The following is a 13,479-nucleotide window of genomic DNA, read 5'->3' as shown; positions in this document are numbered from 1 at the left end:
GAACCTCTGGTTTGAGTTCTTGGGGGAATTCATCACCCCAAGACGATTCAAGCCAGGGCCGGTGCCTTTTGAAGATCTTTGACCGCCTTGAGGACGTCGTCCACATGGCCTGGAACCTTGAGTCCGCGCCATTCTTCCTTGAGTAAACCGTCGGCGCCAATGAGGAACGTGCTGCGCTCGATGCCCTTTACTTTTTTGCCGTACATGATCTTGTTTTTGACAACACCGAACATGTGACACATTTTTTCTTCAGTGTCGGCGATCAACTCAAACGGCAGTTCGAGCTTCATTTTGAATTCTTCGTGTGAGCGCATGTTGTCGCGGGAAACACCAAAAACAGTGGCTCCTGCCTTTACAAAATCTTTGTATCTGTCGCGAAACTGCATGGCTTCGGTGGTGCAGCCGGGCGTGTTGTCCTTGGGGTAAAAATACAGAATGACAACATGGCCGAGGTGAGAGGTATTGGTGACCCGGATACCACCAGTAGCATTAGATTCAAATTCAGGGATGGGTTTATTGACAACTATCGCCATGTTTTTTCGATCTCGTGTGACAGGATGCGTCGGTCTCTCAAGTCGCGAACACTATCCTCTGAATGCGCTTGTGCGCCCGCGACTACAAGGGCCATATTTTACTATGATTTGACGGTTGCTTCCGCGCGGCAGTGACATCACTGCGAGATCGTGTGCCTATTGAATCAGCCGCCGGGTGACTCCATCAGCAATGCCACAGCCACGTGGCGGCCTTCACCGGCCAGAATGTTGTAGGTGCGGCAGGCGGCCTGGGTGTCCATGGACTCGATGCCAATTTGACACTCGATCAGGGCACGGGTCAGGGATGCAGCCGGAAAACGCAAGCGCTCGCCGGTGCCAAAAATCACCAATTCGGTTTTCAGTTGAGCCAATTGCTCAAAATGCCCGGCTGTCAGATCTTCGAAGCGTGCGCACTGCCATTCAAACCGCCGGCCATCAGAGGCAATCACCACGCTGCGGGTCAATTGCTCACCTGCCACCTGAACCCAGCCTTTGCCATAGGACTTGATGAATGGCACGCTGATGATGTCGGGGTGAATTTTCATGTGGCAGGGCCAGGGGCGCAAATGGGATCGAATTAAAAAGAAGCGGGTTGAACTTGTGGTCAAATTATAAGTTTCGCCATATGGCGCTCACGCCCGGAGGGACTTTGAAGACCATACGTAAATCAGCCAAACTGGCCAACGTTTGTTATGACATTCGCGGCCCCATCATGGACGCGGCGCGCCAGATGGAAGAAGAAGGCCACAAAATCATCAAACTCAACATTGGCAACCTGGCTTTGTTCGGCTTTGATTCCCCGGAAGAAATCCAGCAGGACATGATCCGCAATCTGCCCAATTCGGCAGGCTATTCAGATAGCAAGGGTATTTTTGCGGCGCGCAAGGCGGTCATGCACGAAACCCAGAAGCAGGGCATCAAGGGGGTCACACTTGACGACATTTATCTGGGCAATGGCGCCAGTGAACTGATTGTGATGGCGACCAACACTTTGTTGGATGATGGTGACGAGTTGCTGCTGCCCTCGCCCGACTACCCGTTATGGACGGCCGCCGCCAGCCTTTCCGGGGGGACGCCAGTGCATTATCTGTGTGACGAGGCCAATGGCTGGATGCCTGACCTGAATGATATTCGCGCCAAGATCACACCCCGCACCAAGGGTCTGGTGGTGATCAATCCCAACAACCCTACCGGGGCCTTGTATTCGGACGAGTTGCTCAAGGCGCTGGTGCAGATCGCCCGGGAGCACGACTTGGTGCTTTTTGCCGATGAGGTCTATGACAAGGTGCTTTACGACGGTGTCAAACACACCGCCCTGGCCTCACTCAGCGACGATGTATTGACGCTCACCTTCAATTCGCTGTCCAAAAGCTATCGCTCGTGCGGCTACCGCTCGGGCTGGATGATCGTCTCTGGCGACAAAAAGCCGGCCAAAGACTACATCGAGGGCCTCAACATGCTCTCGAACATGCGGCTGTGCTCCAACGTGCCGGGCCAATGGGCCATTCAGACCGCTTTGGGGGGCTATCAGAGCATCAACGATCTGGTGTGCGAGGGGGGGCGCTTGCGCCGTCAGCGCGATCTGGCCTATGAACTCATTACCGCGATTCCAGGGGTGAGTTGTGTCAAACCGGTGGCAGCCCTGTACATGTTTCCCAAGCTCGACCCGGTGATGTACCCGATCGTGGACGACCAGCAATTCTTTTTGGAACTGCTGCAGGAAACCAAGGTCATGCTGGTGCAGGGCACGGGCTTTAATTGGCCGGTGCCGGACCACTTCCGCATTGTGTTCCTGCCGCATGAGGATGACTTGCGCGAGGCCATCGGCCGCGTCGCCAAGTTCCTGGAAGGCTACCGCAAGCGCCACAGCAATTAACTCCCACTTTCATTTGCAGCCCTGTGCTTTTTCGACAGAGCCTGGTGCCGCTTCTTACTTTTAAATATTATGAAACCTATTCAAGTTGGCCTGTTGGGCATTGGGGTCGTTGGCTCAGGCACTTTCAATGTGCTCCTGCGTAACCAGGAAGAAATCAAGCGCCGCGCCGGCCGTGGTATCAGGATCAGCATGGTGGCCGACCTCAACGTTGCCCGCGCCCAGGAACTGGTTGGGCCGGATGTGACTGTTGTCAACGATGCCCGCGCCGTGATTGCCAATCCTGACATTGACATCGTGATTGAGCTCATCGGCGGTTACGGCGTTGCCAAGACCTTGGTGCTTGAGGCGATTGCAGCGGGTAAACATGTGGTCACGGCCAACAAGGCTTTGCTGGCGGTGCACGGCACAGAGATTTTTGCGGCGGCATCGGCCAAAGGCGTGATGGTGGCTTTTGAGGCTGCGGTGGCCGGGGGTATTCCGATCATCAAGGCGCTGCGTGAAGGCCTGACCGCCAACAGCATTCAGTGGATTGCCGGCATCATCAACGGCACCACCAACTTCATCCTGAGCGAAATGCGTGACAAGGGGCTGGACTTTGCCGTTGCGCTCAAGCAGGCGCAGGCCCTGGGCTATGCCGAGGCCGACCCGACTTTTGACATCGAAGGGGTTGATGCCGCGCACAAGGCCACCATCATGTCGGCAATAGCCTTTGGCATTCCGGTGCAATTTGACAAGGCCTATGTCGAGGGCATTACCAAACTGGGTGCGGCCGACATCAAGTATGCCGAGCAACTGGGCTACCGCATCAAGCTGCTGGGCATCACCAAGCGGACACCCAAGGGCATCGAGCTGCGGGTTCACCCCTGCCTGATCCCTGCCAAGCGCCTGATCGCCAACGTGGAAGGCGCCATGAACGCCGTGGTGGTGCAGGGCGATGCCGTGGGCACCACGCTGTACTACGGCAAAGGCGCGGGCTCCGAGCCCACCGCCAGCGCGGTGATTGCCGACCTGGTGGACATTACCCGCCTGCACACGGCTGATGCGGCGCAGCGGGTGCCGCACCTGGCCTTTCAGCCCAATGCCATGAGCGACCTGCCCGTGATGCCCATGGGGGAGGTGGTCACCAGTTACTACCTGCGTTTGCGCGTGGCGGACGAGACCGGTGTGCTGGCCAAGGTCACGGGCATTCTGGCCGGCGCGGGCATCAGCATTGACGCCGTGCTGCAGCGCGAGGCCGATGAGATCAACACCGAGGCGGCTCCCGGGTTGCCCCAAGTGCCGCAAACCGATGTGATCATCCTGACCCACGACTGCGTGGAGGCCAACATGAATGCCGCGATCAGCAAAATGCAGGCTTTGCCCACCGTGCTCGAGCCCATCACCCGCATCCGCAAGGAAGAGTTGGCCTGACATGAAATACATCTCGACCCGGGGCGACCAAAGCCCCAAGCATTTTTGCGACATTTTGCTCGAAGGCCTGGCGCCCGATGGCGGTTTGTATCTGCCGGAACATTACCCCAAGGTGGATGACGCCACTTTGACCCGCTGGCGTGGCGTTTATCAGAACCAGGGTTATGCCGAATTGGCGCACGAGGTGTTGTCGCTCTACATTGACGACATCCCTGCGGCCGACCTGAAAGCTTTGTGCCGTAAAACCTACACGGCTGAGGTGTTTGGTTCGCCCGAGATCGTGCCGCTGCGCCCACTGGAGGCTGGCATCTGGCTGGAGGCCTTGTCCAACGGCCCGACGCTGGCCTTCAAGGACATGGCGATGCAATTGCTGGGCAACCTGTTCGAGTATGAGCTGGCGCGCCGCGGCGAAGAGCTCAATATCCTGGGCGCCACCAGCGGCGACACCGGCAGCGCTGCCGAATACGCCATGCGTGGCAAAAAGGGCGTGCGCGTCTTCATGACCAGCCCGCAGGGCCGCATGAGCCCGTTCCAGCAGGCGCAAATGTTCAGCCTGATGGACGACAACATTTTCAACATTGCCGTTGAGGGCGTTTTTGACGATTGCCAGGACATGGTCAAGGCCGTCAGCAACGACCTCGACTTCAAACGCCGCTACAAAATTGGCACGGTCAATTCGATCAATTGGGCGCGCCTGCTGGCGCAGGTGGTCTACTACTTTGCCGGTTACTTTCAGGCAACGCAAAAGAACACCGAAAAGGTCAGCTTCACCGTGCCCAGCGGCAATTTTGGCAACGTTTGCGCCGGCCATGTGGCGCGCATGATGGGCTTGCCGATTGCCCGCCTGGTGGTTGCCACCAATGAAAACGACGTACTCGACGAATTCTTCAAGACTGGTGTCTATCGGGTGCGTGCCAGCGCCGACACCCACGAGACCTCCAGCCCGTCGATGGACATTTCCAAGGCAAGCAACTTCGAGCGCTTTGTGTTTGACCTGCTGGGGCGCGATGGTGCTCGCATCAAATCGTTGTTTGGGGATGCCTTGGCGCGTGTCGGCTTTTTTGACCTGGAAGCTCATCCCGCTTTCAGCCAGGCCGCCAGCCGGTACGGTTTTGACAGCGGCAAGAGCAGCCACGCGGATCGGTTGGCGACCATCAAGGACACCTATGAGCGTCACGCAATGATGATCGACACGCACACGGCAGATGGTGTCAAGGTGGCGCGTGAGCATGTGCAGGCGGGTGTGCCGATGATCGTTCTGGAAACCGCGTTGCCCATCAAGTTTGCCTCCACCATTGTCGAGGCCACGGGGCGCGAACCTGATCGCCCCGCCAAATTCAACGGCATTGAGGCCTTGCCCAAGCGCGTCGTTTTGATGGCGGCCGATGTCCAGGCGATCAAAGCCTTTGTTGCCAGTCACTGCCCATGAAGGTTGTTGGTTTTGCCGGTTTTTCCGGTTCCGGAAAGACCACGCTGGTTGAGCGTTTGATCCCGGCGCTGCGCCACAAAGGACTGCGTGTGTCGGTGGTCAAACACGCCCATCACCGTTTTGACATTGACCACGAAGGCAAGGACACTTACCGTCACCGCGAGGCAGGCGCCTTTGAAGTGGTGGTTGCCTCGGATCAACGGCTGGCCCTGATGCGTGAATTTGAAGTGGCCAGGCGGCCCACCGTGCACCATTTGCTCGCCGAACTGTACGAGGGTGTCGATTGGGTTCTGGTGGAGGGTTTCAAGGATTCCGACTTGCTGAAAATCGAGGTCTGGCGCGCCGCCACCGGCAAGCCAACGCGCTACGCCGATGACGACTTCATCACCGCCATCGCAACCGATTCTGCCGACCAATTGCCAGTCAAGTCACAACTACCTGTGCTTGACCTCAATGACCCCGATGCGGTGGTGGCCTGGCTGGTTTCACAAGGTGCGCGTTTTGACTATGATTTTGAGAATTACGCATGACCACTGAACGTCCGGCCGCCAAACCCTTGAGATCACTGGACGAAGCGCTGGCTCAATTGCTGGCATACGCCGACATGCTGGATGGCGCAGAGCAGGTCGCGACCGCAGATGCGGATGGCCGGGTGCTGGCGCAGGATCTGGTGTCGCAACTGCAGGTGCCGCCGCAAGACAACAGTTCCATGGACGGGTATGCGCTGCGCTGCGCTGACCTGACTGATCCGGCGCGAGCATTGCCGGTTTCCCAGCGGATTCCGGCGGGTAGCTCGGGCACGCCGCTGGCGGCCATGAGCGTGGCGCGTATTTTTACCGGCGCGCCGATTCCCGTGGGCGCCGACGCCGTGGTGATGCAGGAGGATTGCGACGTGCAGCCTGATGGTGCCGTTGGCATCAAGGTAACACCGCAACCGGGCCAGTGGATACGCCGGGCGGGCGAGGATGTGACACGCGGTGCGGCGGTGCTGGCAAGCGGTGTGCGCTTGACGCCGGCTGAGCTGGGTCTGGCGGCCAGCATTGGCATGGATTTCTTGAGCGTGGCGCGTCGACCGCGGGTGGCGTTGTTTTCAACCGGTGACGAACTGGTGATGCCGGGGGCGGTGGCGCCGCGGGACATGCCACCCGGCGCCATCTACAACTCGAACCGGTTTTTCCTCAAAGCCCTGCTGAAGCGCCTGGGCTGTGAGGTGACTGATCTGGGCATTGTTCCCGACCAGCGTGAAGCCACCATCCTCGCGTTGCGCAAAGCTGCTGAAAATCATGATGTGATTTTGACCAGTGGTGGTGTTTCGGTGGGTGAAGAAGACCATATCAAACCTGCTGTGCAAAGCCTGGGGCATCTTGATCTTTGGCAAATCGCCATCAAACCGGGCAAGCCCTTTGCCTACGGCCGGGTTACCAACGCCCACTTTATCGGCCTGCCGGGCAACCCGGTGTCGAGCTTCGTGACTTTTTTGCTGCTGGTGCGCCCGTTTTTGCTGAAGCTACAGGGGGCTGGCCAATTGGAACCGCAGTCGGTCAACGTGCGCGCTGATTTCAATTGGCCGCGGGCCGACAGGCGCCGTGAATTCCTGCGCGTCAAACGCAACCCGGCGGGTGGTCTGGATCTGTTTGCCAACCAGAGTTCGGGGGTCCTGACGTCGGCGGTCTGGGGTGACGGATTGGTGGACAACCCGCCAGGCGTCGCTATTGCCGCCGGTGATATGGTACGTTTCATTCCTTTTGCGGAGTTATTGGCATGAAGGTCACGGTGAAATATTTTGCATCCATTCGCGAAGCCATTGGCGTTGCAAGCGAGCAGCGCGACACCCAGGCCCCATCGCCGGGTGCATTGCGTGAAGAACTCATTGCCATGGGCGGCGCTTATGCGGACTGCCTGGCGCGTGGCAAGGCGGTGCGCATGGCGCTCAATCAGGTGATGTGTGACGAGTCTGCTGCCATGGGCGAGGGCGCCGAGGTGGCCTTTTTCCCACCCGTGACCGGAGGCTGACGCCCATGCCCGTTTGCCATGCACCCCGCGTCAGCATTCAGACCGCTGACTTTGACCTCAGCGCCGAGGTGGCTGCCTTGCGTGCCCAGAATCCGCGCGTGGGCGCCGTTTGCAGCTTCATCGGCACCGTGCGTGATCGCACTGCAGGTGAGGCCGGCAGCATCGCCAGCATGGAGCTGGAGCACTATCCGGGCATGACCGAAAAATCAATCGAGGCCATGATCGACGCTGCACTCAAGCGCTTCGATATTTTTGGTGCCAGAGTCATCCACCGCGTGGGCCTGCTCGCTCCGCTGGATCAAATTGTGCTGGTGGCGGTGACCTCGGCGCACCGGGGCGAGAGTTTTCAGGCCTGCGAGTTTTTGATGGATTACCTTAAAACCCAGGCCCCCTTCTGGAAAAAAGAACAAACGCCCAACGGCGCGCGCTGGGTTGATGCCCGTGTCAGTGATGATGCGGCACTGGCCAAATGGGGCATTGCCCTTGACAATACGAGCTTGGATGCTCAACATTGATTCGATATGCAAGACAAAAATTCCGACATGCCAGCGACGCACCGCGTCATCAAGAAATACCCCAACCGCCGTCTTTACGACACGACCACCTCCACCTACATCACCTTGTTGGAAGTCAAAGACCTGGTGATGAAGAGTGAGCCGTTTGAAGTGGTGGATGCAAAAACTGGTGAAAACCTGACCCGCAGCATTTTGTTGCAGATCATTCTGGAAGCCGAAACCAGTGGTTCCCCCATGTTCACCGCGCCGGTGCTGGAGAGTTTGATACGCTTCTACGGTCATGCGATGCAGGGTTTTCTGGGTGGCTACCTGGAAAAGAACATCCAGACCCTGATCGACACCCAAACCCGGTTTGCCGAGCAAACCAAGGGTTTCACACCAGAAATGTGGAAACAGTACACAGCCATCCAGCCGCCGGTCATGCAAGCCATGTTGGGTGGCAGCCTGGAGCAGTCCAAGTCTTGGCTGGTGCAAATGCAGGAGCAAATGCAAAAGCAGGCCGGGCAGATGTTCGGTGCCCTTGGCATCAACAAGCTTCCCAAATAACCAGCCGCAACCTTTTCAATGAATGTTTCCATGACCCAAACCGCCAGGACACCCAAAGTGGGCTTTGTCAGCCTGGGATGCCCCAAGGCGCTGACTGACTCCGAACTTATCCTGACGCAGCTCAGTGCTGAAGGCTATCAAACCTCCAAGACATTCGAGGGCGCCGATCTGGTGATTGTCAACACCTGCGGCTTCATTGACGACGCAATCAAGGAAAGCCTTGACACCATCGGCGAGGCTTTGGCTGAAAACGGCAGGGTGATCGTCACCGGTTGCCTGGGTGCCAAAGCCGGCGAGGGCGGCGGCAACCTGGTGCGCCAAATGCACCCCAGTGTGCTGGCAGTGACCGGCCCCCATGCCACCCAGGAGGTGATGGATGCCGTGCATGCCAACCTGCCCAAGCCGCATGATCCATTTATCGACCTGGTCCCCAACACCTTCGGCGTGGCGGGCATCAAGCTCACGCCAAGGCACTACGCTTACCTCAAAATCAGCGAAGGCTGCAACCACCGCTGCACCTTTTGTATCATTCCATCGATGCGCGGCGATCTGGTGTCACGACCGATTGGCGATGTGCTCAAGGAAGCACAGGCCCTGTTTGAAGGCGGTGTCAAGGAATTGCTGGTGATTAGCCAGGACACCTCGGCTTACGGCGTGGACGTGAAATACCGCACCGGTTTCTGGAATGGCAAACCGATCAAGACGCGTTTGTTCGAGCTGGCCCAGGCTTTGGGCGAGATGGCACAAGCGCATGGCGCCTGGGTGCGACTGCACTACGTCTATCCGTATCCGAGCGTGGATGACATCCTGCCGCTCATGGCGTCCGGGCTGATCCTGCCTTATCTGGACGTGCCATTCCAGCACAGCCACCCTGATGTGCTCAAGCGCATGAAACGTCCGGCCAGCGGTGAGAAAAACATGGAAAGGCTGCTGCGCTGGCGCGAGGCCTGCCCGGGCATCGTGGTGCGCAGTACCTTCATTGCCGGTTTTCCGGGCGAAACCGAAGCCGAGTTCGAACACCTGCTTGATTTTGTGCGTGAGGCGCAAATTGACCGTGCCGGTTGCTTTGCCTACAGCCCGGTGGCGGGGGCTGCCGCCAATGAATTGGGCGGCATGTTGCCGCAGGAAGCGCGTGAAGAGCGGCGCGCCTGCTTCATGGCGGTGGCCGAGGAAGTTTCTGCTGCCAAGCTGCAAAAGCGGGTAGGCGCCACCATGCAGATCTTGGTGGATTCCGCGCCCGGTCTGGGTAAAAAAGGTGGTGTTGGCCGGTCATACGCCGATGCCCCTGAGATCGACGGTGTTGTCAAATTGCTGCCACCCGAGAAAATCAGCAAAACCCTGCGGGTCGGGGAATTTACCAAGGCAAGAGTTGTGGCCGCGCAGGGCCATGACCTGATCGCTCAGCCATTTTGAGCACTCGGCTTAAAATGGTTTCAGCAAACAAAAAAGCCGCTGCAAAATTGAAGACTTTTGTAGCGGCTTTTTATTCAAAGCTTCCATTTATTTTCATAAAAGACAAATGGAATTCATTTATATTGGTGCCCAGGAAGGGACTCGAACCCCCACGAAGTTACTCGCTAGTACCTGAAACTAGTGCGTCTACCAATTCCGCCACCTGGGCATTTCAGGAAAGAAAGGCATTGTATCAAAAATACCAAGCAAACCAGCTCGTTGCTGGAAGAAGTTGAAGGAATAGTCCAAGGGCACCGTGATGGTCACGGCTTCGTGACGCGCGAGGACGGCGAGTCGGACATTTACCTGCCGCCCAATGAAATGCGCGCCGTCTTGCACAAGGATCGTGTCAAGGTGCGCATTGTGCGCAGTGATCGCAAAGGCCGGCCGGAAGGGCGTGTGGTCGAGATCATGGAGCGCAGCACCCAGGTCATCATTGGCCGCCTTCTGTGCGAAAGCGGCATCTGGATTGTGGCGCCTGAAGACAAGCGTTATGGCCAGGATGTGATGATTCCAAAAGCCGCCACCGGTCTGGCCAAGGTGGGGCAGGTGGTGGTGGTTCAACTGACCGAGCCGCCGGCGTTGTTTGGCCAGCCGGTGGGTCGCATCAAGGAAGTGCTGGGCGACGTGGATGACCCCGGCATGGAGATCGAAATTGCGGTGCGCAAATATGATGTGCCGCATGAATTCTCTGACGCCTGCATTGCGCAGGCCCGGGGTCTGCCTGACATGGTGCGCCCGCAAGACAAGAGCCAGCGTGTTGATCTGACGGATGTGTCTTTGGTCACCATTGACGGCGAGGACGCACGTGACTTCGACGATGCCGTGTACTGCGAGCCAGTCAAGATAGGCCGTGGCAAGACGGCGGTGTCAGGCTGGCGGTTGCTGGTGGCGATTGCCGATGTCAGTCATTACGTTGAGAACGGCTCTGCCATTGACATTGATGCCTATGACCGCGCCACCAGCGTTTATTTTCCGCGCCGGGTCATTCCCATGCTGCCCGAAAAGCTGTCCAACGGGCTTTGCTCCCTGAACCCCGAGGTTGAACGCCTGTGCATGGTCTGCGACATGATGGTGAGCCCGGACGGCGAGGTGACGGCTTACCAGTTTTACCCGGCGGTGATGTGGAGCCATGCGCGATTCACTTACACCGAGGTGGCCGCCATCCTGGCCAACACGCGCGGACCTGAAGCGAGCCGGCGCAAGGAGCGCATCACCGATCTGATGAACCTGCACGACGTGTACCGGGCCTTGCTCAAGTCGCGCGAACGCCGGGGCGCGGTTGATTTTGAAACGGTGGAGACGCAAATCGTCTGCGACGAAGCGGGCCATATTGAAAAAATCATGCCGCGCACCCGCAATGACGCGCACAAGCTGATCGAGGAAGCCATGCTGGCCGCCAACGTGTGCAGCGCTGATTTCATCGCGCAAAGCAAGCATGTCGGCTTGTACCGGGTGCATGAAGGCCCCACGCCAGAGAAGATTGAATTGCTGCGCAATTTTCTGAAGATCATCGGCGTTGGCTTAAGCGTCAGCGACGACCCGACGCCTGCCGAATTTCAGGCCATTGCCAAGGCCACCAAGGACCGTCCCGACGCCCAGCAAATCCAGACCATGCTGCTGCGCTCCATGCAGCAGGCCATTTACACGCCCGTCAACAGCGGTCACTTTGGCCTGGCTTTTGAGGCCTACACCCACTTCACCAGCCCCATCCGGCGTTATCCGGATCTGCTGGTGCACCGGGTGATCAAGGCGATTTTGCTCAAGTCCAGGTACCAGCTCCCGATTTTGCCCACGCCGGGTGAGCAACATGCCAAGCTGTCCAAACGGCTGGAGAAAAACCTGGCTTCACGTGTCGCCGAGCCGGGACAAAAACCGCGCAAGCTCAGTGTCGACATGCAGGCCTGGCAAGCTGCCGGGCTGCATTGCAGCGCCAACGAGCGTCGCGCCGACGAGGCCAGCCGAGACGTAGAGGCCTGGCTCAAATGCAAGTACATGCGCGAGCACCTGGGAGAAGAATTTGGTGGCGTGGTCAGCGCCGTGACCAGTTTTGGCCTGTTTGTGACGCTCGACGCCATGTACGTCGAAGGGCTGATCCACATCACCGAACTGGGCGGCGAATATTACCGTTTTGATGAGGCACGTCAGGAGTTGCGGGGCGAGCGCACCGGCATGCGTTATGCGTTGGGCACCCGGGTTCGGGTGCAGGTGAGCCGGGTCGACCTGGATGGCCGCCGCATTGACTTTCGATTGATCGCCGAGAACGATGCCTTGCTGAACCATGGGTCCAAAGAACGCAGTCTGGCCTACGAGGGCATTCCGCGCAAAGTCTTTGATGACGATGCCAGCATGGCCAGTGGCGGCCGGCGCAGCCGAAAAATCTCTGAGCCTTTGGCCCGCGCCGGTGTCGCCAAACGCACTGGGACCTCCAAGGCACCAGCGCCAGCCAAAGCAAAGGACAAGGCGCGTAAGTCGCGTCGGCGCAGTTAGTCCAACCTGAAACCACCTCAAGATCATGACAGAAACCCCCAAAGTTGCGCTAGTCACGGGCGCCGGCTCGGGCATTGGCAAGGCCGCCGCGCTGGCCTTGCTGGCTGACGGCTGGCATGTGGTGCTGGCGGGGCGGCGCCTGCAGCCCCTGCTGGACGTGGCGGCCTTGTCTGGCGCCACAGAGCGCTCGCTGGCGGTGGCTGCCGATGTTTCACAGGAAGCCTCGGTGGTGGCGCTGTTCGATGCGGCCGTGGACAAATTTGGCCGTGTCGATGTGCTGTTCAACAATGCCGGCACCAGCGCACCGCCGGGTGTGCTGCTCGAAGATCTGGCACTGGCCGATTGGCAAAAAGTGGTTGACATCAATCTGACCGGTATGTTTTTGTGTTTGCGCCAGGCCTTTCGGGTCATGAAATCGCAAAGCCCGATGGGCGGGCGCATCATCAACAACGGCTCCATTTCGGCCACCACACCGCGCCCCAATTCGGTGGCCTACACCGCCACCAAGCATGGCGTGTCTGGCTTGACAAAAACCGCCTCACTCGATGGTCGCAAGTACGACATCGCCGTGGGACAGATTGACATTGGCAATGCGGCCACCGATATGACGCAGCGCATGCAAACCGGCATTTTGCAAGCCAATGGCACCCTGGCGATCGAGCCGGTGATGGACGTCGCGATTGTGGGACAGTCGGTGCTCTACATGGCCAATTTGCCCTTGCAGGCCAACGTCATGTTCCACACCGTGATGGCAACCAACATGCCTTTTGCCGGTCGCGGCTAAAAACTTGCGCTTACGAAGTCAGTGCTTTGGCCAGTTGCGCAGCCGTCAGCGCCTGGTCTGGTGGCCAGTCGTCTGCCACCCGACCATGCTGGTGGACGGCCTGGCAGGCGGCGTCAAAGGCATTCAGGCCCCCAGCCAGGCGCGCGCCAATCAATCCCGCCAGCACATCACCGGTGCCGCCTGTGGCCAACCTGGCGTTGCCGGTCGGGTTGATGACCGGTGTGGTGTCTTGTTGGGCAATCAGCGTGCCTGATCCCTTGAGCACCACGGTGCAGGCAAAACGCCGGGCCAGTTGTTGAGCAGCTTCCAGCCGGTTGGCTTGAACCTCAGCCGCACTGCCAGCCAGCAGCCTGGCGGCTTCCAGCGGGTGCGGCGTCAGGACCGTGGCGCGTTGCTGTTGGCCGCGCGCGCGCAGCAGGGCCTGCAGCTGG

Annotated in this window: 14 protein-coding genes and 1 tRNA gene; 11 read left to right on the top strand and 4 right to left on the bottom strand. The window is 58.7% G+C overall.

The window, feature by feature from the left end; all coding sequences use genetic code 11:
- Nucleotides 1-47: 47 nt before the first annotated feature.
- The gene (locus GPS82_RS05525; protein WP_296491934.1) at nucleotides 48-533 is read right to left on the bottom strand and encodes a peroxiredoxin; all 486 of its coding nucleotides are present in this window, start codon (nucleotides 531-533) and stop codon (nucleotides 48-50) included.
- A 164-nt stretch (nucleotides 534-697) separates the two neighbouring features.
- Nucleotides 698-1,078, bottom strand: coding sequence for an Mth938-like domain-containing protein (locus GPS82_RS05520; RefSeq protein ID WP_296491931.1), 381 nt, complete (start codon nucleotides 1,076-1,078; stop codon nucleotides 698-700).
- A gap of 104 nt (nucleotides 1,079-1,182) precedes the next feature.
- Between GPS82_RS05520 and GPS82_RS05515 the strand changes: the two genes are divergently transcribed.
- From GPS82_RS05515 to rimO, 9 genes are all read left to right on the top strand, one after another.
- Nucleotides 1,183-2,409: a pyridoxal phosphate-dependent aminotransferase gene (locus GPS82_RS05515; RefSeq protein ID WP_296491929.1), complete on the top strand. Its 1,227-nt coding sequence runs from the start codon at nucleotides 1,183-1,185 to the stop codon at nucleotides 2,407-2,409.
- Between the two features lie 69 nt (nucleotides 2,410-2,478).
- The gene (locus GPS82_RS05510) at nucleotides 2,479-3,819 is read left to right on the top strand and encodes a homoserine dehydrogenase (RefSeq protein ID WP_296491928.1); all 1,341 of its coding nucleotides are present in this window, start codon (nucleotides 2,479-2,481) and stop codon (nucleotides 3,817-3,819) included.
- A gap of 1 nt (nucleotide 3,820) precedes the next feature.
- Nucleotides 3,821-5,248 (top strand): threonine synthase, encoded by a 1,428-nt coding sequence (gene thrC / locus GPS82_RS05505; protein WP_296491927.1) that lies wholly within the window; start codon nucleotides 3,821-3,823, stop codon nucleotides 5,246-5,248.
- Nucleotides 5,245-5,778, top strand: a complete 534-nt coding sequence (gene mobB, locus GPS82_RS05500; protein WP_296491924.1) for a molybdopterin-guanine dinucleotide biosynthesis protein B — start codon at nucleotides 5,245-5,247, stop codon at nucleotides 5,776-5,778. Before thrC ends, mobB begins: the two co-directional genes overlap by 4 nt.
- Complete coding sequence (gene glp, locus GPS82_RS05495) at nucleotides 5,775-7,013, top strand: gephyrin-like molybdotransferase Glp (RefSeq protein ID WP_296491920.1); 1,239 nt, start codon at nucleotides 5,775-5,777, stop codon at nucleotides 7,011-7,013. Before mobB ends, glp begins: the two co-directional genes overlap by 4 nt.
- Nucleotides 7,010-7,261 carry a MoaD/ThiS family protein gene (locus GPS82_RS05490; protein WP_296491919.1) on the top strand — a complete coding sequence of 84 codons (252 nt, stop codon included), beginning with the start codon at nucleotides 7,010-7,012 and terminating at the stop codon, nucleotides 7,259-7,261. Before glp ends, GPS82_RS05490 begins: the two co-directional genes overlap by 4 nt.
- 5 nt (nucleotides 7,262-7,266) lie before the next feature.
- Entirely contained in the window at nucleotides 7,267-7,776 is a 510-nt protein-coding gene (locus GPS82_RS05485) for a molybdenum cofactor biosynthesis protein MoaE (RefSeq protein ID WP_296491917.1), read from the top strand.
- A gap of 6 nt (nucleotides 7,777-7,782) precedes the next feature.
- Nucleotides 7,783-8,322, top strand: coding sequence for a polyhydroxyalkanoate synthesis repressor PhaR (phaR, locus tag GPS82_RS05480; protein ID WP_296491914.1), 540 nt, complete (start codon nucleotides 7,783-7,785; stop codon nucleotides 8,320-8,322).
- Nucleotides 8,323-8,340: 18 nt separating this feature from the next.
- Nucleotides 8,341-9,735 (top strand): 30S ribosomal protein S12 methylthiotransferase RimO, encoded by a 1,395-nt coding sequence (gene rimO, locus GPS82_RS05475; protein ID WP_296491912.1) that lies wholly within the window; start codon nucleotides 8,341-8,343, stop codon nucleotides 9,733-9,735.
- Nucleotides 9,736-9,858: 123 nt separating this feature from the next.
- Here rimO and GPS82_RS05470 read toward each other — a convergent pair.
- Nucleotides 9,859-9,943 (bottom strand) — tRNA-Leu (locus GPS82_RS05470).
- Nucleotides 9,944-9,966: 23 nt separating this feature from the next.
- Between GPS82_RS05470 and rnr the strand changes: the two genes are divergently transcribed.
- On the top strand, nucleotides 9,967-12,264 hold the full coding sequence (rnr, locus tag GPS82_RS05465) for a ribonuclease R (protein WP_296491978.1): 2,298 nt from the start codon (nucleotides 9,967-9,969) through the stop codon (nucleotides 12,262-12,264).
- A gap of 25 nt (nucleotides 12,265-12,289) precedes the next feature.
- Nucleotides 12,290-13,048 (top strand): SDR family oxidoreductase, encoded by a 759-nt coding sequence (locus tag GPS82_RS05460; protein ID WP_296491909.1) that lies wholly within the window; start codon nucleotides 12,290-12,292, stop codon nucleotides 13,046-13,048.
- A 10-nt stretch (nucleotides 13,049-13,058) separates the two neighbouring features.
- On the opposite strand, the gene GPS82_RS05455 is transcribed toward GPS82_RS05460, so the two are convergent.
- A partial coding sequence (locus GPS82_RS05455; protein ID WP_296491906.1) for an ADP/ATP-dependent (S)-NAD(P)H-hydrate dehydratase occupies nucleotides 13,059-13,479 on the bottom strand: 421 nt, incomplete at its 5' end.

It is taken from the genome of Rhodoferax sp., from assembly GCF_011391645.1.
Lineage (GTDB): Bacteria > Pseudomonadota > Gammaproteobacteria > Burkholderiales > Burkholderiaceae_C > Rhodoferax.
This window is presented reverse-complemented; position numbering and strand designations above follow the sequence as displayed.

Bases quoted from the DNA above. Each gene is read 5' to 3' on its own strand.
- mobB (WP_296491924.1), top strand. From the start codon at position 5,245: ATGAAGGTTGTTGGTTTTGCCGGTTTTTCCGGTTCCGGAAAGACCACG.
- phaR (WP_296491914.1), top strand. From the start codon at position 7,783: ATGCAAGACAAAAATTCCGACATGCCAGCGACGCACCGCGTCATCAAG.
- GPS82_RS05460 (WP_296491909.1), top strand. From the start codon at position 12,290: ATGACAGAAACCCCCAAAGTTGCGCTAGTCACGGGCGCCGGCTCGGGC.
- GPS82_RS05490 (WP_296491919.1), top strand. From the start codon at position 7,010: ATGAAGGTCACGGTGAAATATTTTGCATCCATTCGCGAAGCCATTGGC.
- GPS82_RS05525 (WP_296491934.1), bottom strand. From the start codon at position 533: ATGGCGATAGTTGTCAATAAACCCATCCCTGAATTTGAATCTAATGCT.
- thrC (WP_296491927.1), top strand. From the start codon at position 3,821: ATGAAATACATCTCGACCCGGGGCGACCAAAGCCCCAAGCATTTTTGC.
- rimO (WP_296491912.1), top strand. From the start codon at position 8,341: ATGAATGTTTCCATGACCCAAACCGCCAGGACACCCAAAGTGGGCTTT.
- GPS82_RS05485 (WP_296491917.1), top strand. From the start codon at position 7,267: ATGCCCGTTTGCCATGCACCCCGCGTCAGCATTCAGACCGCTGACTTT.
- GPS82_RS05510 (WP_296491928.1), top strand. From the start codon at position 2,479: ATGAAACCTATTCAAGTTGGCCTGTTGGGCATTGGGGTCGTTGGCTCA.
- glp (WP_296491920.1), top strand. From the start codon at position 5,775: ATGACCACTGAACGTCCGGCCGCCAAACCCTTGAGATCACTGGACGAA.
- GPS82_RS05520 (WP_296491931.1), bottom strand. From the start codon at position 1,078: ATGAAAATTCACCCCGACATCATCAGCGTGCCATTCATCAAGTCCTAT.